At 51.7% G+C, this 25705-nt stretch carries 30 protein-coding genes; 15 read left to right on the plus strand and 15 right to left on the minus strand.

Features of this window, described 5'->3' with window-relative positions:
- The first annotated feature begins 8 nt into the window (after positions 1–8).
- The 8 genes from CFLAV_RS26740 (at position 9) to CFLAV_RS26775 (ending at position 5741) form a co-directional block, all read left to right on the plus strand.
- Positions 9–416, plus strand: a complete 408-nt coding sequence (locus tag CFLAV_RS26740; protein ID WP_007418013.1) for an iron chaperone — start codon at positions 9–11, stop codon at positions 414–416.
- Positions 413–1573 (plus strand): WD40/YVTN/BNR-like repeat-containing protein, encoded by a 1161-nt coding sequence (locus CFLAV_RS26745; protein WP_007418014.1) that lies wholly within the window; start codon positions 413–415, stop codon positions 1571–1573. Before CFLAV_RS26740 ends, CFLAV_RS26745 begins: the two co-directional genes overlap by 4 nt.
- Positions 1570–1866, plus strand: a complete 297-nt coding sequence (locus tag CFLAV_RS26750) for a MoaD/ThiS family protein (protein WP_007418015.1) — start codon at positions 1570–1572, stop codon at positions 1864–1866. The genes CFLAV_RS26745 and CFLAV_RS26750 overlap by 4 nt, the downstream gene beginning before the upstream one ends.
- An 80-nt stretch (positions 1867–1946) precedes the next feature.
- Positions 1947–2333, plus strand: coding sequence for a DoxX family membrane protein (locus tag CFLAV_RS26755; RefSeq protein ID WP_007418016.1), 387 nt, complete (start codon positions 1947–1949; stop codon positions 2331–2333).
- A 68-nt stretch (positions 2334–2401) separates the two neighbouring features.
- Entirely contained in the window at positions 2402–2809 is a 408-nt protein-coding gene (locus CFLAV_RS26760) for a YciI family protein (protein WP_007418017.1), read from the plus strand.
- A gap of 32 nt (positions 2810–2841) precedes the next feature.
- Positions 2842–3267 (plus strand): YciI family protein, encoded by a 426-nt coding sequence (locus tag CFLAV_RS26765; RefSeq protein WP_007418018.1) that lies wholly within the window; start codon positions 2842–2844, stop codon positions 3265–3267.
- A 4-nt stretch (positions 3268–3271) separates the two neighbouring features.
- On the plus strand, positions 3272–4582 hold the full coding sequence (locus CFLAV_RS26770) for an RNA polymerase sigma factor (RefSeq protein WP_063816471.1): 1311 nt from the start codon (positions 3272–3274) through the stop codon (positions 4580–4582).
- Between the two features lie 463 nt (positions 4583–5045).
- Positions 5046–5741, plus strand: coding sequence for an adenylate kinase family protein (locus CFLAV_RS26775; RefSeq protein ID WP_007418020.1), 696 nt, complete (start codon positions 5046–5048; stop codon positions 5739–5741).
- Between the two features lie 48 nt (positions 5742–5789).
- Here the strand turns inward: CFLAV_RS26775 and CFLAV_RS35230 are convergent, their stop codons facing one another.
- The 6 genes from CFLAV_RS35230 to CFLAV_RS26805 form a co-directional block, all read right to left on the minus strand.
- A complete protein-coding gene (locus CFLAV_RS35230) occupies positions 5790–6101 on the minus strand; it encodes a hypothetical protein (RefSeq protein ID WP_150107614.1) in 312 nt (103 codons plus the stop codon).
- Positions 6102–6132: 31 nt separating this feature from the next.
- Entirely contained in the window at positions 6133–6567 is a 435-nt protein-coding gene (locus CFLAV_RS26785; RefSeq protein WP_007418022.1) for a GNAT family N-acetyltransferase, read from the minus strand.
- A gap of 45 nt (positions 6568–6612) precedes the next feature.
- Positions 6613–6960, minus strand: coding sequence for a hypothetical protein (locus tag CFLAV_RS26790; protein ID WP_040550352.1), 348 nt, complete (start codon positions 6958–6960; stop codon positions 6613–6615).
- A gap of 71 nt (positions 6961–7031) precedes the next feature.
- Positions 7032–7352, minus strand: coding sequence for a hypothetical protein (locus CFLAV_RS26795; protein WP_007418024.1), 321 nt, complete (start codon positions 7350–7352; stop codon positions 7032–7034).
- Positions 7353–7359: 7 nt separating this feature from the next.
- Complete coding sequence (locus CFLAV_RS26800) at positions 7360–7608, minus strand: hypothetical protein (RefSeq protein WP_150107616.1); 249 nt, start codon at positions 7606–7608, stop codon at positions 7360–7362.
- Positions 7609–7688: 80 nt separating this feature from the next.
- Positions 7689–8216 (minus strand): hypothetical protein, encoded by a 528-nt coding sequence (locus CFLAV_RS26805; RefSeq protein ID WP_150107617.1) that lies wholly within the window; start codon positions 8214–8216, stop codon positions 7689–7691.
- A gap of 339 nt (positions 8217–8555) precedes the next feature.
- Between CFLAV_RS26805 and CFLAV_RS37030 the strand changes: the two genes are divergently transcribed.
- Positions 8556–8681: a hypothetical protein gene (locus tag CFLAV_RS37030; RefSeq protein ID WP_272941498.1), complete on the plus strand. Its 126-nt coding sequence runs from the start codon at positions 8556–8558 to the stop codon at positions 8679–8681.
- A gap of 133 nt (positions 8682–8814) precedes the next feature.
- On the opposite strand, the gene CFLAV_RS26820 is transcribed toward CFLAV_RS37030, so the two are convergent.
- Positions 8815–9201 carry a hypothetical protein gene (locus CFLAV_RS26820; protein WP_007418028.1) on the minus strand — a complete coding sequence of 129 codons (387 nt, stop codon included), beginning with the start codon at positions 9199–9201 and terminating at the stop codon, positions 8815–8817.
- 602 nt (positions 9202–9803) lie between these two features.
- Between CFLAV_RS26820 and CFLAV_RS26825 the strand changes: the two genes are divergently transcribed.
- A complete protein-coding gene (locus tag CFLAV_RS26825; protein ID WP_050785964.1) occupies positions 9804–10319 on the plus strand; it encodes a hypothetical protein in 516 nt (171 codons plus the stop codon).
- Positions 10320–10581: 262 nt separating this feature from the next.
- Here the strand turns inward: CFLAV_RS26825 and CFLAV_RS26830 are convergent, their stop codons facing one another.
- Positions 10582–11544 carry a hypothetical protein gene (locus CFLAV_RS26830; protein WP_007418030.1) on the minus strand — a complete coding sequence of 321 codons (963 nt, stop codon included), beginning with the start codon at positions 11542–11544 and terminating at the stop codon, positions 10582–10584.
- 23 nt (positions 11545–11567) lie between these two features.
- Positions 11568–12176 (minus strand): immunity 42 family protein, encoded by a 609-nt coding sequence (locus CFLAV_RS26835; RefSeq protein ID WP_007418031.1) that lies wholly within the window; start codon positions 12174–12176, stop codon positions 11568–11570.
- A gap of 831 nt (positions 12177–13007) precedes the next feature.
- Between CFLAV_RS26835 and dnaK the strand changes: the two genes are divergently transcribed.
- The 5 genes from dnaK (at position 13008) to CFLAV_RS26860 (ending at position 18007) form a co-directional block, all read left to right on the plus strand.
- Positions 13008–14921, plus strand: a complete 1914-nt coding sequence (dnaK, locus tag CFLAV_RS26840) for a molecular chaperone DnaK (RefSeq protein WP_007418032.1) — start codon at positions 13008–13010, stop codon at positions 14919–14921.
- A 96-nt stretch (positions 14922–15017) separates the two neighbouring features.
- Entirely contained in the window at positions 15018–16004 is a 987-nt protein-coding gene (locus tag CFLAV_RS26845; protein ID WP_160164668.1) for an ankyrin repeat domain-containing protein, read from the plus strand.
- Between the two features lie 330 nt (positions 16005–16334).
- The gene (locus tag CFLAV_RS33250) at positions 16335–16730 is read left to right on the plus strand and encodes a type IV pilin protein (RefSeq protein ID WP_007418034.1); all 396 of its coding nucleotides are present in this window, start codon (positions 16335–16337) and stop codon (positions 16728–16730) included.
- Between the two features lie 368 nt (positions 16731–17098).
- Positions 17099–17473, plus strand: a complete 375-nt coding sequence (locus CFLAV_RS33255; RefSeq protein ID WP_007418035.1) for a type II secretion system protein — start codon at positions 17099–17101, stop codon at positions 17471–17473.
- Positions 17474–17638: 165 nt separating this feature from the next.
- Positions 17639–18007, plus strand: a complete 369-nt coding sequence (locus CFLAV_RS26860) for a CoA-binding protein (protein WP_040550358.1) — start codon at positions 17639–17641, stop codon at positions 18005–18007.
- 505 nt (positions 18008–18512) lie between these two features.
- On the opposite strand, the gene CFLAV_RS26870 is transcribed toward CFLAV_RS26860, so the two are convergent.
- The 6 genes from CFLAV_RS26870 to pyrG all read right to left on the minus strand — a co-directional run.
- Positions 18513–19283 carry a succinate dehydrogenase/fumarate reductase iron-sulfur subunit gene (locus CFLAV_RS26870; RefSeq protein WP_007418038.1) on the minus strand — a complete coding sequence of 257 codons (771 nt, stop codon included), beginning with the start codon at positions 19281–19283 and terminating at the stop codon, positions 18513–18515.
- Positions 19284–19298: 15 nt separating this feature from the next.
- On the minus strand, positions 19299–21209 hold the full coding sequence (locus CFLAV_RS26875; protein ID WP_007418039.1) for a fumarate reductase/succinate dehydrogenase flavoprotein subunit: 1911 nt from the start codon (positions 21207–21209) through the stop codon (positions 19299–19301).
- Positions 21206–21937 (minus strand): succinate dehydrogenase cytochrome b subunit, encoded by a 732-nt coding sequence (locus CFLAV_RS26880; RefSeq protein WP_007418040.1) that lies wholly within the window; start codon positions 21935–21937, stop codon positions 21206–21208. The genes CFLAV_RS26875 and CFLAV_RS26880 overlap by 4 nt, the downstream gene beginning before the upstream one ends.
- 147 nt (positions 21938–22084) lie before the next feature.
- Positions 22085–22759 carry an HAD-IA family hydrolase gene (locus tag CFLAV_RS26885; protein WP_160164669.1) on the minus strand — a complete coding sequence of 225 codons (675 nt, stop codon included), beginning with the start codon at positions 22757–22759 and terminating at the stop codon, positions 22085–22087.
- Positions 22756–24063 (minus strand): bifunctional folylpolyglutamate synthase/dihydrofolate synthase, encoded by a 1308-nt coding sequence (locus CFLAV_RS26890; RefSeq protein WP_007418042.1) that lies wholly within the window; start codon positions 24061–24063, stop codon positions 22756–22758. Before CFLAV_RS26890 ends, CFLAV_RS26885 begins: the two co-directional genes overlap by 4 nt.
- A gap of 33 nt (positions 24064–24096) precedes the next feature.
- A partial coding sequence (pyrG, locus tag CFLAV_RS26895; RefSeq protein WP_007418043.1) for a CTP synthase occupies positions 24097–25705 on the minus strand: 1609 nt, incomplete at its 5' end.

Here is a 25705-nt window from a genome sequence, read left to right on the forward strand (position 1 = left end):
TAACCTTTATGCCCGCATTGAAGGCAAAGCCCACGACCATCGACGAGTATCTTTCAGCCTTGAGCGCTGACCAAAGAGGCGCGCTCGAGAAACTCCGCAAGATCATCAACGCGGCAGCGCCTGAGGCGGAGGAGTGCATCAGCTATCAACTCCCTGCTTTTCGTCAAAACGGAATGCTCGTGGCCTTTGGCGCGACGGCGAATCATTGCGCCTTTTACCTTATGAGTTCCTCCACGGTCGCAACCTATCATGACGAACTCAAGGGCTTTGATATCAGCAAGGGCACAATCCGCTTTCAACCAGCCAATCCGTTACCAGCCACTCTGGTGCGGAAGCTGGTAAAAGCTCGCATCGTGGAGAACGGCAGCTCGATAGAAACCACCACCATAGATAAATCAAATAGGAGAAAACCATGAGTAAAGTCCGGGTATTGGTTGGCACGAAGAAAGGCGCATTCATCCTGACAGCGGATGGCAAGCGGCAGAATTGGGAAGTTAGCGGGCCGCATTTCGCCGGTTGGGAGATGTATCACCTCAAAGGTTCGCCGGTTGATCCGAACCGCATTTATGCGTCGCAATCCAGCGGCTGGTTCGGCCAGATTATTCAGCAATCCAACGACGGCGGAAAAACCTGGGAGACTCCCGGTGGTGGGCCGACGACAACTCCTGAGGGCATGCCCCAGGGTGAGAGCAACAAGTTTGTTTACGAAGGCGAAGTGGGCACTCACAAGTGGTACGACGGCACGCAACACCCGTGGGAATTCAAACGCATCTGGCATCTCGAACCTTCCCTGACCGATCCGGACACGGTTTATGCAGGCGCAGAAGATGCCGCGATCTTCAAAACGGTGAACGGCGGCAAAACCTGGCAGGAGCTTTCGGGACTGCGTGCGACCAAGGGAAATCTCTGGCAACCCGGCGCAGGTGGCATGGCGGTGCATACCATCATTCTGGATCAAAAGAATCCAAATCGAATGTTCATTGCCATCTCAGCCGCTGGCGCGTTTCGCACCGATGATGCCGGCAAGACATGGAAGCCCATCAACCGCGGGTTGAAATCCAAATGGGAGCTTCCTGATCCCGATGCTGAAGTGGGACACTGTGTCCATCGTATCGCCATGCATCCATCGCGCCCGGAGATTTTGTTCATGCAGAAACATTGGGACGTCATGCGCAGTGACAATGCCGGCGACATGTGGAGTGAGGTGAGCGGGAATCTTCCGTCGGACTTCGGCTTCCCTATCGATGTTCACGCGCATGAACCGAATACGATTTACGTCGTGCCGATCAAGAGTGATTCCGAACATTATCCGCCGGACGGCAAATTGCGCGTCTACCGCAGTCGATCGGGTGGCAACGAATGGGAAGCGCTCACGAAGGGCCTTCCGCAAAAGGATTGCTACGTCAATGTGCTGCGCGATGCCATGGCGGTGGATTCGCTCGACAAGTGCGGCATCTATTTTGGCACGACTGGCGGGCAGGTTTACGTTTCCGCAGATAGTGGCGACTCCTGGAATCCAATCGTTCGCGATCTGCCGGCGGTTTTGTCGGTCGAAGTCCAGACATTGCCATGATTCGAGTTGTGCTGCCATTTCATCTGCGCACGCTGGCGCGCGTTGACGGCGAGGTGCGGCTTGAGGTTGCGGATCCCATAACGTTGGGATCTGTCCTTGATGCGCTTGAATCACGATTTCCGGTCTTGCGCGGGACCATTCGTGACCATGTCACATTGCAGCGCCGTCCATTCGTGCGCTTCTTCGCGTGCGAACAGGACCTCTCTCATGAACCGCCAAATGCGACGTTGCCGGACGCCGTCATCACAGGTGCGGAGCCATTCCTGATCGTGGGCGCCATGGCGGGCGGCTAGGGTCGCCCGCCAAATGCAAATAACTTTTGTCCGTGTCGGTTCACGCAGTTGTAATTCAAATCAAAGCAGATAGGCAAAATATGAAAATCGTAGTGATTATTGTCCGCGTCCTGATGGGATTAATGTTCCTGTTTGCATCCATAGTGTTTCTCTTGAACCTCGTTCCACAACCTGAGTTAAAGGGTGGTGTTAAGACTTTCATGGAAGGCATCATGGCCACCCATTATTTGATGACCTTGATAAAGGTGACTGAACTTGTTTGCGGAATTGCTTTCATTGCTGGACGCTTCGTTCCGCTTGCCACGGTAGTGATCTTTCCCATTACCTTGAATATTCTCCTGACCAACGCAACTCTCACCCCGGAAGGACTGCCTATCGCGATACCACTATTCCTGGCAAATTTATTCCTCGCATATGCCTGCCGGAAGAATTACGCGACATTGTTGGCTGCAAAACCAATGTCCTAAGTCCGCCTCCTCGTTCGTCGTACCATTGAACGGACAGTAACATCAATGACCAAACGACAGACAAACATATGAGCATACAAAAACCGAAAGCAGATTACATGTTGTTATTCCGGGGGCCGCATTGGGACAAAGGTCTTTCGCCGGAAGAGCTTCAACAAGTGATGAACCAAGTCATGACATGGTTTGACGGATTGAAACAAAAAGGGATGTACAAAGCCGGCCAGCCGCTGGGTGCGGAAGGCAAGACTATTTCCGGGAAGAAAGTAAGGACGGTGTCGGACGGCCCTTTCGCGGAATCGAAGGAGGCGGTGGGCGGTTATCTGCTCCTTGAGGCAAACAGTCTGGAGGAAGTGGTGGCACTGGCAAAAGGATGGCCCACTCTGGATTATGGCGTGACCATCGAAGTCCGGCCTGTGCTGGAGGAATGTCCCATCTTCCAACGGGCCAAGGAAAAATTGCTGAAGGTGGCGGCTTGACAATATCACTAACACACTAACAATACTTATCTATGAGCGAACTAACTCCTAAATCCGATTACATGTTGTTATTCCGCGGCACTAACTGGGGTGACAAACTTTCCCCGGAACAGATTCAACAGGTGGCATCAGATTGGATGGCCTGGTTTCAACGGTTGACGCAGGAAGGAAAGGTTTCCTCCGGTCACCCGCTGATGAATGAAGGCAAGGTAGTTTCCGGCAAGAAGGGCCGGACGGTGGCCGACGGTCCTTTCGCAGAGGCGAAAGAAGCGGTGGGTGGTTATTTTTACCTGCACGTGGATGGCATGGATGAAGCGCTGGAAATCGCCAGGCAATGTCCCGGTCTTGACTACGGCGCGATCGTCGAAGTGCGGCCAGTTGCCGAGAAGTGCATGATGCGTGAGCGCGCTTTGGAACTTGCCTCGGGTGCGGGACAGCTTGCCGGTGCGAATGCTTGAGCGCATGAGTCAGACTGCTGACATCACAACTCCGCCGCCAACCGGTGACATTTCCCGGTTGGCGGATCATCTCTTCCGTCACGAGGCGGGAAAGTTGGTGTCCGTGCTCACGGGCATCTTCGGCTTCGAGCGGTTGCAGTTGGCGGAGGACGTGGTGCAGGAAGCTTTGATCCGGGCGTTACAGACCTGGCCTTATTATGGCATTCCCAGGAACCCTGCCGCATGGTTGACGCAAACGGCGAAGAATTTGGCGCTGGATGTCATCCGACGGGAAAAGCTCTTTCTCGAGAAGCAATCGCAAATCACGACGTTCATGGAGCAATGGTCGGCTGAACCTTCTGCAGGGGATGCGGCATTGCTGGACAATGAAATCAAGGATGACGGCTTGCGAATGATGTTCGTCTGCTGTCATCCGTTGGTTCCGGCAGACGATCAGGTCGCCCTTACGTTGAAAACATTGTGCGGGTTCAGCCCGTTGGAAATTGCCAAAGCGTTTCTGACGACGGAAGCGGCGATTGCCAAGCGGTTGACGCGGGCGAAGCAAAAGATTCGCGATGCCCGGATCCCTTTTGAAATACCAACAGGCGAAGAGTTGACGCGGCGGTTGGATAATGTGTTGCAATCGCTCTACTTGCTTTTTAATGAAGGATACAAGGCCTCGAGCGGCGAAAAACTGGTGCGGGAAGAAGTTTGTTACGAGGCGATCCGGCTGACGGTTTTGCTGGCGGAACATGCGGCGGGTAATCAGCCGAAGACGCATGCATTGCTGGCGTTGATGTTGTTGAACAGTGCGCGCAATCCGACACGGCTGGATGGACAGGGCAATTTGTTGCGCTTGAAAGAGCAGGACCGGACGCGTTGGGATCAACGGATGATTGCACTCGGCATGTTTCACCTCGCGCAATCGGCTGCGGGTGAGGAGATCACCGAGTATCATCTGCAGGCCGGCATTGCGGCCTGTCACTGTGCGGCAAAGGATTATGCATCCACGGATTGGCGGCAAATCCTGGCGCTATATGATCAACTGATGGAGTTCGATCATTCGCCGGTCATCGCTCTCAATCGCGCGGTCGTGGTGGCAAACATTCACGGGCCGGGCGCGGGTGTGGAAGCGGTTGAAGCGATTCAGAACCAGGAAAAACTGGATTCGTATTACCTGCTCTATGCTGTGCTGGGCGAATTCGAATCACAGTTGAATGATCCGCTGGCTGCGGCCGGATATTTCCGGAAGTCGCTGCAACTGGCGGAGACCAAGTCGGAGCAGCAGTTTCTTTCCAAGAGATTTCGCGATTGCGAGGAGCAGATTCCGGCTTGAGCCGGAAAATTGCAGTTCAACCACGAATCCACACCAATGAAGATGCGGCTTACTGATTAGCCGCTGCACGGGCATTTTCCCGGGGTTTACAGGACGAATTTATTCCTTAAGTTAGTATATGGTTCCAAAGGACGGACGACTATATCAACGTGTAAATGCGTGCGGTCCTTGGCTTATATATACCGAATGCCAAAATTAATTTCCGGAATGGGAAAAAAAACCGGGTAAAGAGAGGCGATAAGCCTGATGAAAGTGGAGATTGAAAAAGCCATGGCCTTGGGGAGGGGGAACTTCGTTAGTCATTGGGTACAGGGTGCTTTTGATTTGAGGCGGCGTTGTCGGCCTGGTCGCTATCTAGGGATAGCGCCTGCGGCCTCCGCCTTGCCTCAAACCAAAATCCCTCCTGCCATCCGGAAATTTCTTTCGGCATTCGGTATAGGTTCCTGAATTTAAGGGATGAAATATGAATGAGAGCAAGTGTGCAGCCGTGCTACTGGGGCCGCCTGGAGGTGGGAAAACAACGTTGGCTCGAACGCTGGCGGCACGAAATCGCATCACCGTTGTGGAAGTCGGCAATCTGCTTGCGAGTGAGGTTCGGCTCGACACGCCGCTGGGCCGACAAATCAAACCGTATCAGGCGGCAGGAGAACTGGTGCCGGTGGAAATTGTCCGGCAGGTTGTTTCCAGGAAATTGGAAAAAGTTCAGGGCGATCTGGTCTTGTTTGATGGGTTCCCGCGCTCCGTTGCACAAATCGATATCTTGTTTCAATTGCTTAAAGATCTGCATCTGCAACTCTGCGCGGTTATCGTGTTGAAACTGGATTCGCAGACCTCAGTAAACCGGCTCAGTGGTCGACGCATCTGTTCCCAATGCGGCACGCTTCACAATGTTTATACTGAGTCGGGGCTGCAGGAGGAAAGTTGTGACTCATGCGGAGGGAAGCTGATTCAACGGCAGGATGATCGACCGGAAATCGTGCGGGAGCGATTTGCAAGCTATGAACGCGAAACGATGCCGGTGGTTGAATTCTTCAAAAGGGAAATGCGAGACCTAACCTGGGAGCAACAGGCAGCGTTACCTCCGGAGGAAGTGGCGGAGCGCGTCTGGCATCGGTTGGAGGAGAATGTTCCGAGTCTTGGCAGAGAACAAGACAAGTGATCTTTTAACCGATCAAACCATTTAGAGGCATCATGACAGTTCGCTTGATCAATCTGGTATATGTCCAAGTCTCTGCGCATCTGGTTCAACTCCGATAATGACATCATTGCGAACAATCACGCGCAAGAACGCATCCTTCCCACAATGCACACACTCCATGTAACCCTCACAATTAACCGTGCCGTGTTCTGGTCTGCCGCCGTTTTGTGGTTGCTTGCCAGGTTGCCACGGGTAACGGTCTCCGATCTGCAGGTCCGCCATTTCGGCAGTGTAACCGAAATGACAATCGATCGTGGCATCGACTGCGACACCGCATCTTGGACAGATCAGTGAAGTATGGAGAATGTTGTAGGTGCTCATGGTGCAGGAAATGTTCGCTCGACTAGTCCGGTCAAGCGCGCAGCGCACTGTCTGGTGGTATCTCAAGTGTCAAACAATAGTCTTTGTAGCCAATCTTTCGCCAGAAAGCGACTCCTCCTTGATTGGCGACCAACACATCCACGGTCAATCTCTTGCCCTTGGGCCAGACCTGAGAGCGGAGAATTTGCACAGCCTGAAGACCGAAGCCTTGTCGGCGACGATGGCGGACGACGAATAGTTGTCGGAGGTAAATTTGATCTGGCTGCTCGCTAAACAGAGAGTAAGCCACCACCTCTCCGCCATCCTCATAGATTACTGCGCGGTATTCGCCTGAGAGCCAGCCTTGCATCCGTTGCTCCAGTTCGGGAACTGTCATCGGATTACGATGCCCTTCATCGCGAATCAATTGATGATTCAGTTCTGCCAAAAGCGGACAATCTTCGGTGGTTGCGAACCGGAATTTCATGGTGATGAATTGTACATGCGCATCTGTACTGTGCGAGAATGCAATTCAATGTTGTTTCTCAAGAACAACAATCGGTGATGTCAGGTTTCCCCTGCTCCATTCGGAGGCGAAGTAGCAGTAACTGTCGGGATAATTACCCAAAGCCGCTTTGGATTCTGGTGATGCCAAGTGCGGTTGCACTTCTCTTTTCCAAAAGTCGAAACATTCACTTATCGGAATCCAATGCAGAGAGGTTCCTACATCCGCGACGACAAACTGTGCACCTCCGTTTCGCAGCAGATTTGTGATGTCTTTTGCGGAGAGCCAGCGTTCCCGGGCAGCGGCAACGAAACCGTCGTTGTTCCACAACTCCTGCAGTGGCAATTGCGTCGCGACTTTATTGGTAGCGTTCATGTAACCTACGATCTCAGTAGCTTGCTGATCAGAGGCCCGGTCGTGCATAAACAACCAAGCCAATCAATGTGTCAGGGGACTTTTTCAGCATTGCAAACTCGGACTCCGGCGCAATACAACTCTCTGTATCCGGCGTTCGTCTCAATACGCACCTGTTTCCAACCGCCTTTCTCACCGACGACATGCATGTCAAGTATGGTTATCAGACCGCTCCAAGGTTGCTCAAAAACCTGATAATTGTAAGCGTCGTCAAAAACTAGAAGGCGGGGTTTCTGCTCTTCATTAAGCTCCAGTATGGGCAAATCAACCTCCATGGTCACGGTGTTAGTTTGAATGTCCTCAACTACCCGATAAAGCTGGGCGTCGTGAACGTAAATGTCAGAAATTTCCATGCAGAGCCTATGTGGGGTTATAACCCTTCTTCTGGTGAAGTCCACCGTAAACAATAATTCCAATCCAATTGAGAACTGCCAAACTGCAAACTACATATTGACCATGTCTGGCTTTATTTTTCTCCACTTGAACTGCCAGCTTATTCTCGGGTGTTGGATTTTGAATCCAAGTAACCACTGCTCTATCCACTGCCTTTCGTCGCCAAAACCTGGGGATATCATCAGGATCAAAAGAAAACGCCAAGGTAATAAACATAAAAATGGGTATGAATTTGGAGCGCATTGGACAGTGGTTAAAGCAAGGAATTATAATAAGCGTCATCTGGAGCGCACTGTTTAGACGGTGTTTTCATGTGAGCCACGCAATGGCGCGGACATTTCGCGCGCAAAAATGGCAAGACAAGATTGATCGGTCACGAAGTGAAATTCAGAGCGCAGTCTGCCTGCGGTCATGGTAATAAAGACCTCTGGATTCAATTTGGAACTCGACCCCGACTCTGGCTCGAAACGGAAGCGCAAGCTCTGGTCTGGAAGTCGTGCCAACTCAAACTCTCCCTTTAAATCTTCAGGATTCAATCGATCCAGCGGCTGATTGATGTAGTTAACAATGTAATCACGAAGCGCCATAAGATCCTCAGCCATGAGCCAAAGACCGTTGATAGCAGTTTGGAACGGATGAGTGTGGTCGCCGTCCCAATGTATTCCGTTTAAGCGGATGGATGACTCAAACCCCGGTTGGCATGTGTATTTGGCGGGTGTAATAAATTCAATCACGAGTTCCGCTTCACCGGTGTTTGATTTAAGAGTCGCAGAATGCACCATCTGTGTCGGCTTTGGCGATATTTTAAACGCCATGTTTTCCATCGTCATTAGCACCTCTCAACCCCGCTCTGAATGGCTGAATAAAAAACTTCCAAAGGTACCACACGCCAAATCCGAGAAGGAAGCAGAAGGTGAAAACTCTATAAGGCAACGGCCAGTGCTCCTCTGCGTAAATCAGGATGGCAAAGACTCCGACCGTCCAAATGCACCGATCAATTACAGTAGCCAATGTATTGAGTGCTTTCATCCTGGAATGTCACCTGACGATAAAGGATTGAGCCACCTTGGGAGAATGGTGTCAATTGGGAAAGGCGGAAGGAATTGAGTTATGATGGCGGAGGTGTGCGGTTGGATCGCAGGCCGCGTTCACGGATTAGCTCGATGGAACGAACAGAGTCACCGACGGTGCTTCAATTCGGGCGAAGCCTCATTCCACCATTGATTGATTGCTGGCGCGGTATTGCGATCGTGGATCGCGTGCGCGGTGGAAGTGGAGAGTTGGATTAGAATTCAGGGCCGTGTTAGTGCGGCGCGCACGGAGTGACGCGGCCCTACCCACGTGCCTGGCGGCCGGATTGGGTCACTGGCCGCTTGCGCGGTTGGCGTAATGGATTGTGGGCAGGTTGCGGGGTAAAAGGCTTCACTCATCGAGACCTAGAGGGATGGCTGGAATCAGGCTGAAATGGGGGTGCAACCAGAAGAATATTCCCGCCCCAATAAAGAGGGTGGCCAGGACTACGTAGTAAAATATCCAGGTGTAAAATTCGAATGGGTCGCTGCTGCGATAAATTATCGTTCTCCCTCTCACTGAAATTTCGCCGCGCCAAAGGCTTAGCAGCATCCAGAGGGTAAAAAATAATCCCATGCAGCCGAACACAAGGGGTTTCTGTGTGACACTTTCGTGTGCGTGGCCGAGAGCCAGGATAAGCCCGCCGCCGATGCTGGTCAGCAATGTGAGCGTGGATCCCAAGGCAATCAGTGCCAGGAGATTTCGCCGCGTGTTGGGAGTTTCCTTGATTGTGTTCATACATCAAATCCGACTACAGGCCAAGACTGAGCAATGCGGGAGCGGGATGTCAATTAGGAAAGGCGGAAGGAATTGAGGGATGATGGCGGAGGTGTGCGGTTGGATCGCAGGCCGCGTTCACGGATTAGCTCGATGGGACGAACAGAGTCACCGACGGTGCTTCAATTCGGGCGAAGCCTCATTCCACCATTGATTGATTGCTGGCGCGACATTTGAAGATTGGTGGTTCGCCTACGCGATTAGCCCGAAGAATTGGATTGAGTCGCGGGAGAGGTCACGGAAGCGGCGCAAGTCTTTCCAGACGGGCACCATTCCCTACCCGATAATTGGTTGCTGGCGCGAGGTTTTGGGAGTGTGGACTGCGCACGCGGATGGAGGCAGTTGAAATGATAGGATCCCAGGCGATTTCAGTGCGGCGCGCACGGAGGTCCTTCCGGACGGGCACCAGCGCCCTACCCACGATGCTGGCGCGAGGTTTTAAATCGCTGGTTGGGTGGCGAATTGAGTTTTCGGTTGAGGGTGGAATTTAAAGGAATAGAGTTGCGGTTGTGAGTGGCTGTTGATGGCTTAGCTTTGAATGGTTGGGCAACTCATCAGGTCTTATGAGAAAATTTTTACAAATGTTGGCGATTGTGGCGTTGTTGGGGGCCGGTTGCAGTGGGCACAAGGATTCGAGTGAGGTGGCAAGTGCGCCGGTTCGTTATGAGAATGCGGAGTATGGTTTGACTTTTTTGCTGCCGGAGAGTTGGCGGGGGTATTCGGTATTGGTGGAGCAATGGAATGGGGATAAGTATTCGGCGGCGGCGGATAAATTGGTTGTTGTGGGGCATGGGCCGATCATTACTTTGCGGCATCCGCAGTGGCAGGCCAATGCGCCTCGGCAGGATATTCCGATTTTGGTTTTTACACGGGCGCAATGGGATGAGTTGCATCGGGGGAATCTTTGGCCTTCGCTTTACGCTGGCGGGGTGATGAATGAGTTGTGGCACAGCCAGAAATATGTCTTTGCCATGTGGAGTCGCTACGATTTGCGTGAGTTGAATGGGAGGCAGGAAGTGGCGGAGATTGTGGAGAAGAATCGTGCGGTGAATAAGATGGAGAGGTTGTATGAGGAGTAGGCGCTGGCGCGAGGTGAGGGGACGTTGGTCGCCTACGCGATTGGCACGATGAATTTGATTACGTCGCGAGAGATGTCACGGAAGCGGCGCAGGTCTTTCCAGACGGGCACCATTCCCTACCCGATAATTGATTGCTGGCGAGATTCGGAGTCGTGGGTCGTGGGCGCGAATGTGCGTCAGGGATGCGGGGCGGAGGCCGATTGCAAATCGGCGGTACAGCAGGCTGAAAGCCTGCGCTACGATAAAACTGAAACGTCCTTGGCTATGGAGTGGAGGCAGCGGTGGGTTTGGCGATGAAGTCGAGGGTGAGCTTGGTGGGGATGAAGGCGGGGGCTCCAGGCGGGTGGTTCATGGGGTGGTCGTCGTAGGATTCAAAGTCGACGTGGAGTTTGTAGGCGGTTTCGCGCGGGTCAAGGCGGGTGCCGCAATCATAGATGATTTTGCCATCGCCGCTGAAGATGTCGGTCCGGTTTTGCCAGAGTTGGTTGCCGGTGGCATCGGTGATATGCACGTTCTTGATGACCCAGCCGGTGACGGGAAGAGAATTGCTGGTGACGAGAAAGATGGCTTTGACTCCGGGACCGTTCGTGCCGATGTAGGTGGTCAGGTTAGTCAGAGAAAAGGCGAGGCCGGCGGCCTGGTGACTGATGGGTAGAGGTGGAGGATTCCAGACGGGATGAGTGGTGGGACCGGGGTTGGTGATGTGCCATTCGACGACGGGTTTCCAAACATTATTGGTGAGGTATTCTTCCAGACGCAGGGTGAATTCCTTTTCGCGTCGAGGAAAATCGACGATTTCCCAACTGGAGAGGCTTTGTCCGACGATGGCAGTCATGAAATTGAGTTGGGTGGTTTCATGACCGGTTGAAGCGATGGTAAGCAAGCGCATCCGAGGTACGGGCACAGGAGTGCTCATCCAAATGCCAAGAGTATCGAATCCGGTAGAGCTTTCGAATTGGAAGCCTGGATTTCCAAAGCCAACTTTCTTTTGGTAGCGGATGGGGAGCGCGCGGACAAATTGTTGAAACAAATTGGGTTTATTGAGGAAGCATTGGTGTTTCGTGCCGTAAGTTATTTTTTTCAGGCTGATGGTGGTGCCATTGGAGAGTTGGCCGGTTTGTGTGGGGAGCGGTTGGGATGCGGACTTTGAACGCACGATAATAATGAGGATGGCCATGGCGATGGTGGCCAGCAGTAGAAATAGAACTTTGCGGGTGCGTGACATGGAAAATTCCTGTGGAGCGGAGGTTAGGTCATGGGTGACACTGCTCCGTCTTCCGATGCAGATATTTTTGATGAGGCATTCCACTCTGCTAAGAAGGAGTTCCGCCAATTTTGGAGAATGTCGTAAAACTCCTCGGCCTCAAGCCACACATCACTGAGAGTGGCTGGATCGTGGTGGTAACCTTCTCCAGAGCTGTTGAAACCGATAAGGCGTATGCGATCCTCGATATCGAAGTGGAATATGACGCTGCCATCGTCAAAGGTCTCGTCCCCCCCGTGCCAACGCAGATTTTGGTTACGAAAATCGAAAAAATCAGAGAACCCCGGGTGGGGTATGCCAAAAAATAGTTCATTCTCCTGGTCGGGGGCATAAGTAGCGTCTCCGTACGCGTCAGCGATCTTGCCGGCATCTAGCTCGGTTGAGAAGGGTGCGGTATGGCCACCACGCTGGGCAATGCGATGCTCAACTTCATCAAGAGAGCAGGCGAGCATTGAGGCATCGGGTTTGTAAACTCCGTAACGGCGGCCTCCGATATGAATCACGAAGCAGCCAAGTGCACGGAAACTCAGTCGCTCATAGGCTTGCGTGATGACGGACTCAATGGCGAAGGTGGATTTATCACCAATTAGCATAGCAGGCTCGTTTTTCCTATGGCTCAGAATTTCTTCGGCTGAATTTCGTTGGGGGTGATTGTCCGGCAATTTTCAGCGGGTGAAAAGTTAGCCGAAAAAGGGCGGAAGGAACAGGAAAATGGGAGGAGGGTTGCAAAATCGAAGACGGACGAAAAGGGTGCCATTTGAGGAGATTTGTAAATGCGACCAATCACCACTAAGGATGTAATGCATTCTTCCTTTTTCTCACTTTTTATTTGACAATCAACCTGATATTCGCTAATTATCCCTTAACAAATAAATATTTGTATGACTCGCCGCAAAAACCTCCAAAAAAGTGAGACAGGTATTGAGATGGACTGCGACAATCTGGAAGTCAATCGTCCCGATGGACTCGGAAGTTTATTAGGAATTGGTCCCGGCACTCAAGTGCCGGGCTATTGTCATGACCTCCCAATGGGATGTCCTGCCGGAAGTGGAAGAATCCGAACGTGAGTTAACGCGAGTTACCGTGAACTAACAGGAGTTAACGGGACATAATTTTTTATTTTTGGGTTGTGATCCTGGATATTTGAATGACAAAACGAATTACAGTTGCAGGTTGGCGGGATGGGATTTGGACCGGGGCTGGTGGTCAGCGAGATGGTGTAGGTCGCTTTGAAAATTTAATACGTGTATGGGGGTTCGGAAGGTATCGGAAGGCAACGGTAGGTATCGGAAGGTTTAAAAATTTCGAAAGGCGGAATTCGGGTGTCGAGTGGAAACAATGGCTCTAAAGAGGAATGTTAATCAGAGGTGCGAATTGCGAATATGGTTGCTGGATGGCGGGTGCGTGGCAGCATTAAGTGAGAAATGAGCAAGATTGTTGGCATTGATTTGGGAACGACGAATTCACTGGTGGCCACGGTGGATACGGGGATTCCTTTGGTGATTGCGGATGCGGAGGGGCAACGGTTGACGCCATCGGTGGTGCATTTTCCGGGAGCGGATACAGAACCAATCGTGGGGCATAAGGCAAATCGGGTGCGAGTGTTGAAGCCGACGGAGACGGTGTATTCGGTGAAGCGGTTTATGGGGCGTCGCGGCAGTGACATTGCGCGCGAGGAGATGCTGGTGACGTATCCGGTGCGGGGGGAAGGCGCGGGTCCGGTGACGATTGATATTCATGGGCGGGCGTTCACGCCGGAGGAGATTTCGGCGGAGGTGTTGAAGAAGTTGAAGCGGGACGCGGAGGCGTCGTTTGGTGAACCGGTGACGCGCGCGGTGATCACGGTGCCGGCGTATTTCAACGATGCGCAGCGCAATGCGACGAAGAAAGCGGGCGAGCTGGCGGGGTTCACGGTGGAGCGGATCATCAATGAACCGACGGCGGCGGCGCTGGCGTATGGGTTGGACAAGCTGAAGGAGCGCGCGAAGGTGGCGGTGTATGACCTGGGTGGCGGGACGTTTGATCTTTCGATTTTGGAATTGAACAACGGAGTGTTCCAAGTGTTGGCGACGAATGGGAATACCCGTTTGGGCGGGGATGATCTGGACAAGCGGCTGATTGATTTTCTCGTCGAGAAAATCAAGGCGGCGGGTGGTCCCGATGCGAGCAACGACTTGCCGATGCTGTCGCGGATTCGCGAGGTGGCGGAGCAGACGAAGATTAAGTTGTCGACGGAGACTAAGGTGGAGATCGCCCTGCCCTTTTTGACGCCGGGATTTAGCTTTAGTTATTGGCTGACGCGGAGCGAGTTGGAACATTTGACGAAGGATATTATTTTAAAGACGCGGATGCATTGTTTGCGGGCGGTGGCGGATGCGAAAGTTGAAGCGAAGGATTTGGACCAGGTGATTTTGGTGGGCGGCCAGACGCGGATGCCGTTGGTGCGGCAGATGGTGACGGAGATTTTTGAATGCGCGGAATTTGAGGAAACGCGCGGGAGTGTTCGCTTGGGCACGGAGTATCATCGTGCGGCGGGGCCGATGTTGAATACGTCACAGAATCCAGATGAAGCGGTGGCGTTGGGCGCGGCGATTCAGGCGGAGATTTTGTCGGGCGGATTCAGGAACGTGTTGTTGCTGGATGTGACGCCGTTGTCGTTGGGGATCGAGACGTTTGGCGGGTTGATGAATGTGATCATTCATCGGAATTCGACAATTCCGGTTAAGGCTGGAGAGATGTTCACGACGGCGGTGGATAATCAGAAGAACATGTTAATCCACGTGCTGCAGGGTGAGCGCGAGCGGGCGAAGGATAATTGGAGTTTGGGGAAGTTTACTATCGATTTTGAATCGGCGCCGAAGGGTGTGCCGCGGATCGGGGTGCAGTTTGAGATTGATGCGGATGGGATTTTGCATGTGCTCGCGCGCGATACCAAGACCGGCAAACAAACGGTGGTGGAGATCAAGTCGGCGGTGGATGTGGAGGATACTGAAGTACAACGGATGGTGGAAGAGTCGGTGGACCACGCGTTTGAGGACCTGGCTGCACGGCGATGGATTGAGGCATCGTTGAAGGCAAGGCAGACGATCGAAGCCACTCGCAAGGGATTAAATGAATGCGCGACTGAGTTGGATGCGGAGTATAAGGCGCAGTTGGAGGAGGCTTTGAAGAAAGTTGAGACAGCATTGGAAAGTGAGAATGCCACAACAGGCAGTGGTGACACGAAGGCCTTACAACAAGCCAATGCGGAGTTGGATGAAGTGACAAAGCCGCTGGCGGAATTGATGATGGATAAGGCAGTCGAGGCATTGCTGGTGAAACGCGGTTTAATTCAGTAGGCATACGTATCTTTACAATTCGTTTACAATTCAATTGAGCAATTTGTCGTAAAAAAATTGCCAAGGTGACTTTGGTTCCTAATAATTACAGGTGAATTGAGAAGCACATCGACAGAATTACACGAAGCCGTGGTAAAGCGGAATGCAGCGACGGTGCTGGCATTGCTCCAGGCCGATCGCGAACTAATCAACTCGCGTGACGAGAAGCATCGCACGGCGCTGCAACTTGCCGCGCGGGGCGGGACTCTCGATATTGTGGAGTTGCTTCTGCAATATGGCGCAGATGTTAATACGAAAGATGAGAAGGATCACACGCCATTACAGATGGCATCGTATTATGGATTTACCGACGTGGTAAGGCTGCTCCTGAGCAAAGGGGCAAATGTCAACGCGGTGAACCGTTGGCAAATCAGTCCGTTGCATCTCGCGGCAAACTTTGGGCATTGTGAGGTTGTCAACCTTCTGCTGAAGAGTGGAGCGAACGTCCACGCGCAGGAGAGCAAAGGTCAAACGCCGATTTATCAGGCGGCAAACTATGGTCATAAAACCGTAGTGAAGCTGCTGCTGGCGAGTGGAGCAGATGTCAACGCCCGGGATAAGATTGGCGCCACCCCGCTTTTTGCCGCTGCAGCTTATGGCCAGAAAATAGTTGCGGAAATTCTGGTCGCGAATCGCGCCGACGTCAGCGCCTCGGATAAGGGAGGCTGGACGGCGTTACATCACGCAGCGATTTCCGGCCACCGACCCATCGCGGAATTGCTGTTGGCAAACAAGGCAAAAGTGGATTCTTTCGATAAGCACGGAGTAACGCCGCTGCACATCGCCGCCCGGGTGGGTCACCTTCACATTGTCGATCTTTTATTGCAAAATCGCGCGGATATTAATCGAAAGAATTATCCAGGTCGCACGCCCCTGCATATGGCTTCCATCTGCGGGCAATCAGCAATCGTGGAATTGCTTCTGACTCGCGGAGCAGATCCAAATCTTAAGGATTATAGTGGCAAAAGCCCGCTGGACTATGCGCAAATTAATGAGCAGAACGAGATTGTCAATCTGCTAATCCGGCACGGGGCAAAACTGTAGGAGCATTCCCTGGGGTATTTGATTCCCCAAAAGGATGAGTCATTTCAACAGGTGAAATGGGCCAGAGGCTGTTTTGCCCCACTCCGGGCAATCCTCAGCTTGCTGTACTATTTGTTAGGTTAAGCGTGTTACAAAACCGATAAGGAGAGATCACCTTTCAAAAGGCAGAAAACACAGTTTAACAAAAACAAAATGAAACTTTTATTAACAGAGGGTGTTTCAAAAGAAGCAATGATCGAAAATACTTTTTGATCGAACGAGCATAGTATTAACGCATTCCAAGACATCAGAACTTACAACCGCGAACGAGTAAAGCTGAAAGAAAAAAATATGAAAATAAAAGAAAACCGCGCCTCCGGTTTTACGCTGGTGGAGATCATGATTGTGGTGGCCATTATCGGGCTGCTGGCCACCATTGCCATTCCCAACTTTGTGCGCGCCCGCCTGAAGGCGCAACAAACCAGCTGCATCAGCAATCTCAAGCAGATTGATGGCGCCAAGCAACAGTGGGCCTTGGAGAACAAGGCGGCCGGCAACGCCGTTCCGGTCCTGGCCAATGTGCAGGCCTACCTGGGGCGCGGCACCGCCAGCACGGCCCCGGTTTGCCCTTCGGACTCGGGCAACAGCTTTGCCACCAGCTACGAGCTCAACGACCTGCAGACCCCGCCGGCCTGCAAGATCCTGCCCGGCAGCCCGGGCGACGGCACCGGTCACAATATCCAATAGGCTTTCCTTTCTGCGGTTTGGGTTCAAAGGCTTGGGAGTAAATTCCCAAGCCTTTGTTTTTAAGCGTGAGATAAGAGATACGAGGGCGCTAAGTTGCTTTGTTAGAATTGAAAATATGTCCATGTTTTAGACATTTGACCATGTTTAGAAGACATCATTTTAGCACCTTTAGTATATCGCATAAGATATTTACACAAAATACTGTGTATATAGCGTGTTCCATATAATTGTGCCTCCACAATTGAGTGGCATCGAGCCTGCTAAAAAGCGTTTGCGGTAGTAGCGAGCAATCAGTGAACGAAAATACGTAATAATCATAACACGCTCGCTACCTTGTTCACGCCGCACGCACAAAGAACATAAAAACTATGAAACTCAACAAGGTAACAAAAGCAGGCTTCACACTCGTCGAAATCATGATCGTGGTCGCCATCATCGGTCTCCTGGCCGCCATCGCGATTCCGAACTTCGTCCGTGCCCGTACCACGGCCCAGCAAAATGCTTGCATCAACAATCTCCGTCAGATCGATGGCGCCAAGCAGCAATGGGCTTTGGAAACCAAGGCTACCGCCACCGCCACCCCGGTGTTGACCAACATCCAGCCCTACCTGGGCCGCGGCACCAACGGCACCCAGCCTGCCTGCCCTCTGGACTCTACTCAAACGGCAGCCGTCAGCTATAACATCAAGGACCTGCAGAACCCTCCGACTTGCCAGATGAACTCGAACCACATATTGCTGTAATCCCAGGATTAATTTAATTGCAAGGCTCGGACGGAAGTCCGAGCCTTTTTCGTTTCTAGATTTATCGAGATTTTGCATTTTCAAAACGTGCATTGACTTTAATTCTAAAGTGTAATGGAGGAGAAGAAGCCTTGTGCATGCCAGACTAGGGACGATACTTGCGAAATGAAATCAGTAGCAATCATTGGGGCTTCGACAGATAGAGCCAAGTACGGCAACAAGGCAGTTCGCGCATTCAGACAGCAAGGCTTTGTAGTTTACCCAATTAATCCCAAAGAAATGGAGATTGAAGGTATTCCCAGTTTTAAAAGCATACTCGATATCCCCGAGCGCCCTAACATGGTGAGCGTTTATCTCCCCCCGGCGCCGCTTCTTAACGTTTTATCCGATATTGCCAAAAAAGGTTGCGATGAGCTTTGGCTCAATCCAGGCACAGAATCCGAACAAGTCATGACAGAAGCCAGGCGCCTTGGTTTAAAAATCGTCCAAGCATGCAGCATTGTCGCCATAGGAGTTTCACCCAGCTCACTTTGACCTCAAGCTGAGGTTTGAGGAACTACTACCCCAAATAATAACGGCGCGGTGCCACTCTGTTTTTGAATTCCAGCCACCTTGGCAAAATGAACTCGCATCTGTTTATTGCCATCAGTAACTCGGTGCTAAGGATCGTCGAGGAATAAGGCTTTAGTCCGCTTATCTCGAGAAATTCCCAGTTGCAACTCTACCAATGCAGCTTATTTTGACTTACGAGGAAAATCCGTGTTATGCATAAGAAAAAAGAAACAAAGACGGCACTGGAACAGCCTGAACCCTTTACACCTGGAGTAACCAAAGGAATGGTCCGACAACATGCCTTCGAACTATACCGCGACAAGTTGTCTCATGATTCTTTAACTCTCCAAGACTGGGTTCTGGCAGAGAAAGATCTTGTTCAGACCATGCAATCCGACAACTTGCTGAAAAGGGACTGAACATTCGCCTTTTCGTGTTATAATCTGCGGCTGAGGCAGATTGAATTCTCCTCGGAGAGGAGATTCAACTAGTCGCTCGTATGCTTCCGATTTGAAGACCCTTTAAGCAAGGCAACGCCGTATTCTTTGTTCATTCGCGCGATGAAGTTAATACTGATCTCCTTGGGGCAAACCGCTTCACATGATCCCGTCACAGTACAGTTGCCAAATCCTTCCTTATCCATCTGCTTTACCATGTTCAGCACACGCTGATTTTTCTCGGTTTTGCCCTGTGGCAATGTGCTAAGATGAGAAACTTTCGCCGAGACGAACAACATGGCTGACGCATTTTTACAGGCTGCAACACATGCCCCACACGCGATGCAAGCAGCTGCATCCATCGCCACATCCGCATCAACTTTTGGCACAGGCAGGCAGTTCGCATCCGGTGTTCCGCCCGTGTTAACGGAAACGAAACCGCCTGACTGGATGATCCGATCGAAGGGACTGCGATCTGTTACCAAATCCCTGACCACCGGGAAAGCCCGCGCACGCCATGGCTCCACTGTAATGGTTTGGCCATCCTGAAAGTAGCGCATATGCAATTGGCAGGCAGTGGTCCCACGTTGGCCACCGTGTGCAATTCCGTTAATGACCAGCGAACAAGTCCCGCAAATGCCTTCGCGGCAATCTGAGTCAAAAGCAATTGGCTCTTCACCTTTTGCAATGAGCCCTTCATTAACAACATCCAGCATCTCCAGAAACGACATGTCTGGACTGACATTCGTGGCTGGATAATCCACCATCTTCCCGGCGTCACTCGCATTCTTCTGACGCCAAACTCTAAGTGTAAGATTCATGATTCAAAATCCTGGTTACTTATAGCTGCGGGTGCTCATATGAACTTCCTCGTAAACCAGAGGTTCCTTGTTCAAAATGGGCGGTTTATCAGGCCCCTGATATTCCCACGCGCTCACGAAGGCGAACTTGTCATCGTTGCGCTTGGCTTCCCCTTCTTCCTGATATTCCACCCGGAAATGTCCGCCGCAGGATTCTTCGCGCGTTAAAGCATCAAGGCAAAGTAACTCAGCAAACTCCAGGAAGTCCGCCACTCGGCCAGCCGCCTCAAGATCCTGATTCAAACTGTTGTTCTCCCCCGTCACCTTGACGTCCTTCCAGAATTCAGCGCGCAGTTCCGGGATTTTTTTAAGCGCTTCCTTCAAGCTCTGCTCCGTGCGGGCCATGCCGCACTTTTCCCACATCAGTTTGCCCAATTCACGATGAAATGATGTCACCGATCGTTTACCGTTGATGGAAAGCAGCCTCTTCGTCAAAGCCTGTACGTTCTCCAATGCTTTCTTGAATTCAGGATCTTCCAATTTCGGCTTGGGCTGTTTCGCTGAGGCAAAATAATTGCCAATCGTGTATGGCAAAATGAAGTAACCGTCAGCCAAGCCTTGCATCAAGGCGCTCGCACCCAGCCGGTTGGCACCGTGATCGGAGAAATTTGCTTCACCCAGCACAAAGAGCCCCGGAATGCTGCTCATCAAATTATAGTCCACCCACGTACCACCCATGGTATAGTGGACTGCGGGGTAAATCCGCATCGGAGTCTTGTAGGCATTCTCACCGGTAATCTTTTCATACATGTCGAAAAGATTACCGTAACGTTCACGCACCGTATCTTCGCCAAGACGCTTGATGGCATCAGCAAAATCAAGATAAACTCCCAACCCACCCGGGCCCACACCCCGTCCCTCATCACAAACCTCCTTGGCCGCGCGCGAGGCAATGTCACGCGGTGCCAGGTTGCCGAAGCTGGGATATTTGCGCTCCAAAAAGTAATCCCGCTCACTTTCAGGAATTTCCTGCGGTGGCCGCTTATCGCCCTTCTTTTTCGGCACCCACACACGACCATCATTACGCAGCGATTCAGACATCAAAGTCAGCTTGGACTGATAATCTCCGCTCACCGGGATGCAGGTCGGATGGATCTGCGTATAACAAGGATTCGCAAAGGCTGCCCCCTTCTTATACGCACGCCAGGTAGCAGTCACATTGCAGCCCTTGGCATTCGTCGAAAGATAGAAAACATTCCCATAACCTCCTGTGGCTAAAACCACTGCGTCAGCCGCATGGGTCGAGAACTCACCAGTTACCAAATCACGAATGATGACCCCCTTCGCATGCCCATCAATGACCACCAAATCCATCATTTCAGTGCGCGGATACATCTTGACCTTGCCAAGTCCGATTTGACGCGACAACGCCTGGTACGCACCTAACAACAATTGTTGGCCTGTCTGCCCACGAGCATAAAAAGTACGCGAAACCTGGGCACCACCGAAAGAGCGATTGGTAAGCAACCCGCCATACTCACGAGCAAACGGAACCCCTTGCGCTACACATTGGTCGATAATATTTACGCTGACCTGGGCGAGCCGATAGACATTGGCTTCGCGCGCACGAAAGTCACCACCTTTGAGAGTGTCGTAAAACAGTCGGTAAATGCTGTCACCATCGTTCTGATAATTCTTGGCCGCATTTATACCTCCCTGAGCAGCAATGCTGTGCGCACGGCGAGGGCTGTCTTGAAAGCAGAAACACTTAACGTTGTAGCCCAGTTCCGCCATGGTCGCTGCGGCGGATGCCCCAGCCAAGCCACTGCCCACCACTATGACGTCGAACTTCCGCTTGTTCGCTGGATTCACCAGCTTCATGTCGAATTTGTGCTTGTCCCACTTTTGAGCCAGTGGACCGGGGGGGATCTTCGAGTCGAGTATCATTTTGCCACCTCCTGCAAATAGTTATGTTCAACCAGGTAGCCATGCCCATAACCGAGCAGCACGGATATGGGGATTATAACGTAGCCAGCAAAAATGAGCCACGAAATCACCACCGCAAAACGGGAAATCATCGGAGCATATGCTGCATTCTTCCAACCGAGTGAGGAAAACATTGCCTGCATCCCGTGACTCAGATGGAGGAATAAAAGGAACATGGCAATGACATAAATCAAAACCACCACTGGCCTTTCGAATCCTAGAATGAGCATGGCAAAAACGTCGTGCTGATTTTTGGCATCATGTAACTCCACAAAGCTCTTGTGAGTAAAGTTCACCGCCGGTACCTGAACCGTAAAATGCAGAAGATGATATATGATGAACGCCAGAATAATCAGGCCACTCATCAGCATCGTTTGGGAGGCATAACTTGCTGCCGTTGGATTGTAATTGGCATATGCCACCGGGCGCGCCGCCTTGTTTTCAGCTGATAATTTGATTGCAGCCCAAATGTGGAGTACCACCAGGACGAGCAACCCTATCCGAGCTGGCCAGAGCAACTCCACATTTCCCTGCAGAAAGGCTCCATAACGGTTGATCGCTTCAGCTCCAAGAAACACTTGTAGATTGCCGAGCATGTGCAGCAACACAAAGAGAAATAGCGCCAGGCCAGTGATGGCCATGATGAACTTCTTACCTACTGAAGAATTGAAAACGTTCGTTATGTTCATGGGAATGGACTAAACTTGTCTAATTCATCTCCGACGCCTAGTCCAACGTGAGAGAATCTAATAATGAGATCACCGCACGTCAATGAATCTTAATTGATTATAAGCTGCCCTCCAAATGCATTAGCCAGTCTTATAGAAATTTAAAGCTCATGCAACCTCCACTTCCAATTCGTGAAGGAATTTTATTCGGGTCGAAGGCTCGGATTCGCGGTTGCGATCTATCAGTCTGGTCTGAAAACCAGCAGTGGTTGCCCCTTTTATATCATGGTCCAAGCTGTCTCCGACATGCAGTATTCGCTCCGGAGCGACTCCCAATTTCCTGGCCGCATGTTCAAAGATGATGGATGAAGGCTTGGGAAAACCAACATTACAGGATACGACAATGGCCTCAAAATAAGTATCCAGCTTCAACCGGCGCAGCAACGGAATCAGTCGCTCATCCCAATTGGAAATGATCCCGAGCTTTACCCTATGAGAGGCAAGGACTTCAAGCGCTGGAACCACATCCTCAAACACGTGCCAGACTTCGGGCTCGGAAAAACGATCGTAAAGCTGAGGAAAGAAAGTTTGACTGGGCGGTTCAGTCCCGGTTCCGGCAAAGGTTTTATCCACCAGAGCGGCCCATTCTTCACGCCCGTGATTGAAACTCTCAAGCCCCTTCCAGGCCGCGCCAAACTGACGATTTAAAATCTCGGGTGAAAGGTTTTTCAAACCATTCTCTGCCGCTACTTTAGCATAAACATGGCCCACTGAAGGCCACGGCTTGATCAAGGTGCCGCCCACATCGAATGTAATCGCTTCAACTTTTTGGCGCGTAGTCATGACTTGCTGCCCTTGGTTGACGCTGGCCGAGTGGCGCTCCATTCATTTAATCCACGCTCACCACATCCGGCTGGGGAAAGGCCTAGAAGCTCCATTGCTTCTCCGATCAAATAAAGTGATCCCGTCACGGCCACAAACGGATCCTCCGCCGCAACGTCCAAAGCTTCTTTCAATGAACGACACTCCCGAACCTCTACGTCTGGATTGGCTCTGCGGCAAACCGGAATAAGCTCGCGAGGTAAAATTGTCCGTTGGCTATTGACGGGCACCAGCAGAATGCGCCCCGCCAAAGGAGCTATGATTTCACACATGGGATGAGCATCTTTATCGCTCAATATACCCATGACCAACGTTGGCCTCCTGGTTGCAAAATAGGTGTTTAATGCAGTTTTCAAGGCTTCCGCACTGCCAATATTATGCGCCCCATCCAACAAAACTTTTTGTCCATTTTTACGCTCAACCAATTGCAGCCGTCCAGGCCACTTCACCCCGGAAAGGCCTTTACGAATGGTCTCGTCGCTCACAGGAATGCACGACCTCGCAGCCATTACCGCATGAACCGCAGTCGCTGCATTCAACCGCTGATGTTCGCCCAGTAATGGAAGCGTCAACCCTTGCATCGGATGAAATTCCGTTTGCGCCCAGGTAATGAGTGAAAAAGGCGCGGCCTTTTCTTGCGCGGTTTTAAAAAGTATTCGCAATGCTTCCGGGTCATCCACTGCTGTGATCACCGGCACGCGCGGTTTAATGATCCCGGCTTTTTCGAAGGCAATTTTGGCCAGCGTATCCCCCAGCCATTTTTGGTGATCAAACTGGATGTTGGTGATAACGCTTACCAAGGGGGTGACGATATTCGTCGCATCCAATCGCCCTCCCAACCCCGTCTCCCAAATAACCACGTCACACTTTTGTCTGGCGAAATAACTCAAGGCCATGATGGTCACGACCTCAAAAAAAGTAGGATGCTCATCGGCAGGAAATTCCTGCAGCAACGCTTTCATCTCCTCAACCAACCGGATGATTTCTTCCTCGCTGATGAGTTCGCGATTGATCTGAATTCGTTCTCCAAAAGCAACCAAATGCGGGGACGTAAACAGCCCCACCTTCAGACCTGCATGCCGATAAATACTCTCCAACATCGCGCAGGTGGACCCTTTCCCGTTCGTCCCGGCCACATGGATGAACCGAAGTTTCTCCTGCGGATTACCCGCCAACTTCGCAAGCCGGTATGTATTCTCCAACCCCAGCTTCGTGCCGAATACCTGGAGATTGTAGAGAAATTGAATGGCTTCTGGATAATTCACAACCAGCAGGAGCTTCGCTCCGCGCTTTACGCTTTATAGTGGCCTCTGATGACTATAGGCATGCGCCGCCGCAATGAACCCTCTAAAAAGCGGATGCGGTTTGTGTGGTTTGCTTTGAAATTCCGGATGGAACTGGCACGCAATAAAGAATGGATGCTTTTCCAACTCGATCACTTCCACCAGTTTTCCTTCAGGCGTGGTGCCACTAATGAGAAACCCCGCCTTTTCAAATCGATCGCGATACGCGTTGTTGAATTCGTATCGATGCCGGTGTCGCTCGTTGATGACAAAGGCACCGTAAAGCTGCGCAGATTTGCTGCCCATCACCAACTGGCAGGCTTGCGATCCCAACCTCATCGTCCCGCCCTTCTTGGTCACCTTGGTCTGGCCGTCCAGCATCGCGATTACCGGATGCGGGCTGTTCAGATCGAACTCCGTCGAATGCGCCTTGTCCAGTTTTAGAACGTTGCGCGCAAATTCAATCGTCGCGATCTGCATCCCCAGGCATAGCCCCAAATATGGGATGTTGTTCTCGCGCGCATATTTCGCGGCCAAAATCTTGCCTTCAATCCCACGCTCACCAAATCCTCCCGGCACCAAAATCCCCCCCAATCCCTTCAAAATCTTATCCGGCCCATCGCGCTCGATGTCCTCGGCATCCACCTTGTGAATCTCAACACCGCAATCGTTCGCCACGCCGCCATGAATAATCGCTTCGTAAACCGATTTATAAGCGTCATTCAGCTCGATATATTTGCCCACCACACCAATCCGCACGCGATGCTGCGGCGCGATCAGCTTGCGAATAATTTCCTGCCAATGCGTCATGTTTGGCGCTGGCACATCGAGGTGCAACATCCGGCACACTAAATCATCGAGGCGTTCCCGCTGCAGCATCAATGGCACTTCATAAATGCTGTGATCCACATCCTTCTCTTCAATCACCGCCTCAAACGGCACATTGCAATACATTGAAATCTTCTGCCGCAAATCCTTGTCCAATGGCCGCTCACAACGACATACCAGGATGTGCGGTGTAATACCGATTTCGCGCAACTTCGCCACCGATTGCTGCGTCGGCTTCGTCTTCAATTCCCCCGCCGCTTTGATGAACGGCACATAGGTCACATGCAGAAAAAGCGCATTGGAATAGCCCACCTCGAGCGCAAACTCACGAATCGCCTCCAAAAATGGCAACCCCTCGATATCCCCCGTCGTCCCGCCAATTTCCGTAATGACCACGTCCGCCTTTGACTGCTCTGCGAGCGTCCGAATGCGCATCTTGATTTCATCGGTCACGTGCGGAATCACCTGCACGGTCTTGCCGAGATAATCACCGCGACGTTCCTTGTCCAAAACGGTCTGGTAAACCTGACCGCTCGTCAGATTGTTCGTGCGCGTGAGCTTGACATTGGTAAAGCGTTCGTAATGTCCCAGATCCAGATCGGTCTCCGCGCCATCATCCAGCACATATACTTCGCCATGTTGATACGGACTCATGGTTCCCGGATCAACATTGAGGTACGGATCGAATTTTTGCAGCGTGACCTTCAAGCCGCGGTTCTCGAGCAACGTCCCCAGCGCCGCCGCCGTAAGACCTTTGCCCAACGAACTCACCACTCCACCTGTTACGAAAATGTAC

This window comes from Pedosphaera parvula Ellin514 (assembly GCF_000172555.1).
Taxonomy (GTDB): Bacteria; Verrucomicrobiota; Verrucomicrobiia; order Limisphaerales; family Pedosphaeraceae; genus Pedosphaera.

Bases quoted from the DNA above. Each gene is read 5' to 3' on its own strand.
- CFLAV_RS26740 (WP_007418013.1), top strand. From the start codon at position 9: ATGCCCGCATTGAAGGCAAAGCCCACGACCATCGACGAGTATCTTTCA.
- CFLAV_RS26745 (WP_007418014.1), top strand. From the start codon at position 413: ATGAGTAAAGTCCGGGTATTGGTTGGCACGAAGAAAGGCGCATTCATC.
- CFLAV_RS26750 (WP_007418015.1), top strand. From the start codon at position 1,570: ATGATTCGAGTTGTGCTGCCATTTCATCTGCGCACGCTGGCGCGCGTT.
- CFLAV_RS26755 (WP_007418016.1), top strand. From the start codon at position 1,947: ATGAAAATCGTAGTGATTATTGTCCGCGTCCTGATGGGATTAATGTTC.
- CFLAV_RS26760 (WP_007418017.1), top strand. From the start codon at position 2,402: ATGAGCATACAAAAACCGAAAGCAGATTACATGTTGTTATTCCGGGGG.
- CFLAV_RS26765 (WP_007418018.1), top strand. From the start codon at position 2,842: ATGAGCGAACTAACTCCTAAATCCGATTACATGTTGTTATTCCGCGGC.
- CFLAV_RS26770 (WP_063816471.1), top strand. From the start codon at position 3,272: ATGAGTCAGACTGCTGACATCACAACTCCGCCGCCAACCGGTGACATT.
- CFLAV_RS26775 (WP_007418020.1), top strand. From the start codon at position 5,046: ATGAATGAGAGCAAGTGTGCAGCCGTGCTACTGGGGCCGCCTGGAGGT.
- CFLAV_RS35230 (WP_150107614.1), bottom strand. From the start codon at position 6,101: ATGAGCACCTACAACATTCTCCATACTTCACTGATCTGTCCAAGATGC.
- CFLAV_RS26785 (WP_007418022.1), bottom strand. From the start codon at position 6,567: ATGAAATTCCGGTTCGCAACCACCGAAGATTGTCCGCTTTTGGCAGAA.
- CFLAV_RS26790 (WP_040550352.1), bottom strand. From the start codon at position 6,960: ATGAACGCTACCAATAAAGTCGCGACGCAATTGCCACTGCAGGAGTTG.
- CFLAV_RS26795 (WP_007418024.1), bottom strand. From the start codon at position 7,352: ATGGAAATTTCTGACATTTACGTTCACGACGCCCAGCTTTATCGGGTA.
- CFLAV_RS26800 (WP_150107616.1), bottom strand. From the start codon at position 7,608: ATGTTTATTACCTTGGCGTTTTCTTTTGATCCTGATGATATCCCCAGG.
- CFLAV_RS26805 (WP_150107617.1), bottom strand. From the start codon at position 8,216: ATGGAAAACATGGCGTTTAAAATATCGCCAAAGCCGACACAGATGGTG.
- CFLAV_RS37030 (WP_272941498.1), top strand. From the start codon at position 8,556: ATGGAACGAACAGAGTCACCGACGGTGCTTCAATTCGGGCGAAGCCTC.
- CFLAV_RS26820 (WP_007418028.1), bottom strand. From the start codon at position 9,201: ATGAACACAATCAAGGAAACTCCCAACACGCGGCGAAATCTCCTGGCA.
- CFLAV_RS26825 (WP_050785964.1), top strand. From the start codon at position 9,804: ATGAGAAAATTTTTACAAATGTTGGCGATTGTGGCGTTGTTGGGGGCC.
- CFLAV_RS26830 (WP_007418030.1), bottom strand. From the start codon at position 11,544: ATGTCACGCACCCGCAAAGTTCTATTTCTACTGCTGGCCACCATCGCC.
- CFLAV_RS26835 (WP_007418031.1), bottom strand. From the start codon at position 12,176: ATGCTAATTGGTGATAAATCCACCTTCGCCATTGAGTCCGTCATCACG.
- dnaK (WP_007418032.1), top strand. From the start codon at position 13,008: ATGAGCAAGATTGTTGGCATTGATTTGGGAACGACGAATTCACTGGTG.
- CFLAV_RS33250 (WP_007418034.1), top strand. From the start codon at position 16,335: ATGAAAATAAAAGAAAACCGCGCCTCCGGTTTTACGCTGGTGGAGATC.
- CFLAV_RS33255 (WP_007418035.1), top strand. From the start codon at position 17,099: ATGAAACTCAACAAGGTAACAAAAGCAGGCTTCACACTCGTCGAAATC.
- CFLAV_RS26860 (WP_040550358.1), top strand. From the start codon at position 17,639: ATGAAATCAGTAGCAATCATTGGGGCTTCGACAGATAGAGCCAAGTAC.
- CFLAV_RS26870 (WP_007418038.1), bottom strand. From the start codon at position 19,283: ATGAATCTTACACTTAGAGTTTGGCGTCAGAAGAATGCGAGTGACGCC.
- CFLAV_RS26875 (WP_007418039.1), bottom strand. From the start codon at position 21,209: ATGATACTCGACTCGAAGATCCCCCCCGGTCCACTGGCTCAAAAGTGG.
- CFLAV_RS26880 (WP_007418040.1), bottom strand. From the start codon at position 21,937: ATGAACATAACGAACGTTTTCAATTCTTCAGTAGGTAAGAAGTTCATC.
- CFLAV_RS26885 (WP_160164669.1), bottom strand. From the start codon at position 22,759: ATGACTACGCGCCAAAAAGTTGAAGCGATTACATTCGATGTGGGCGGC.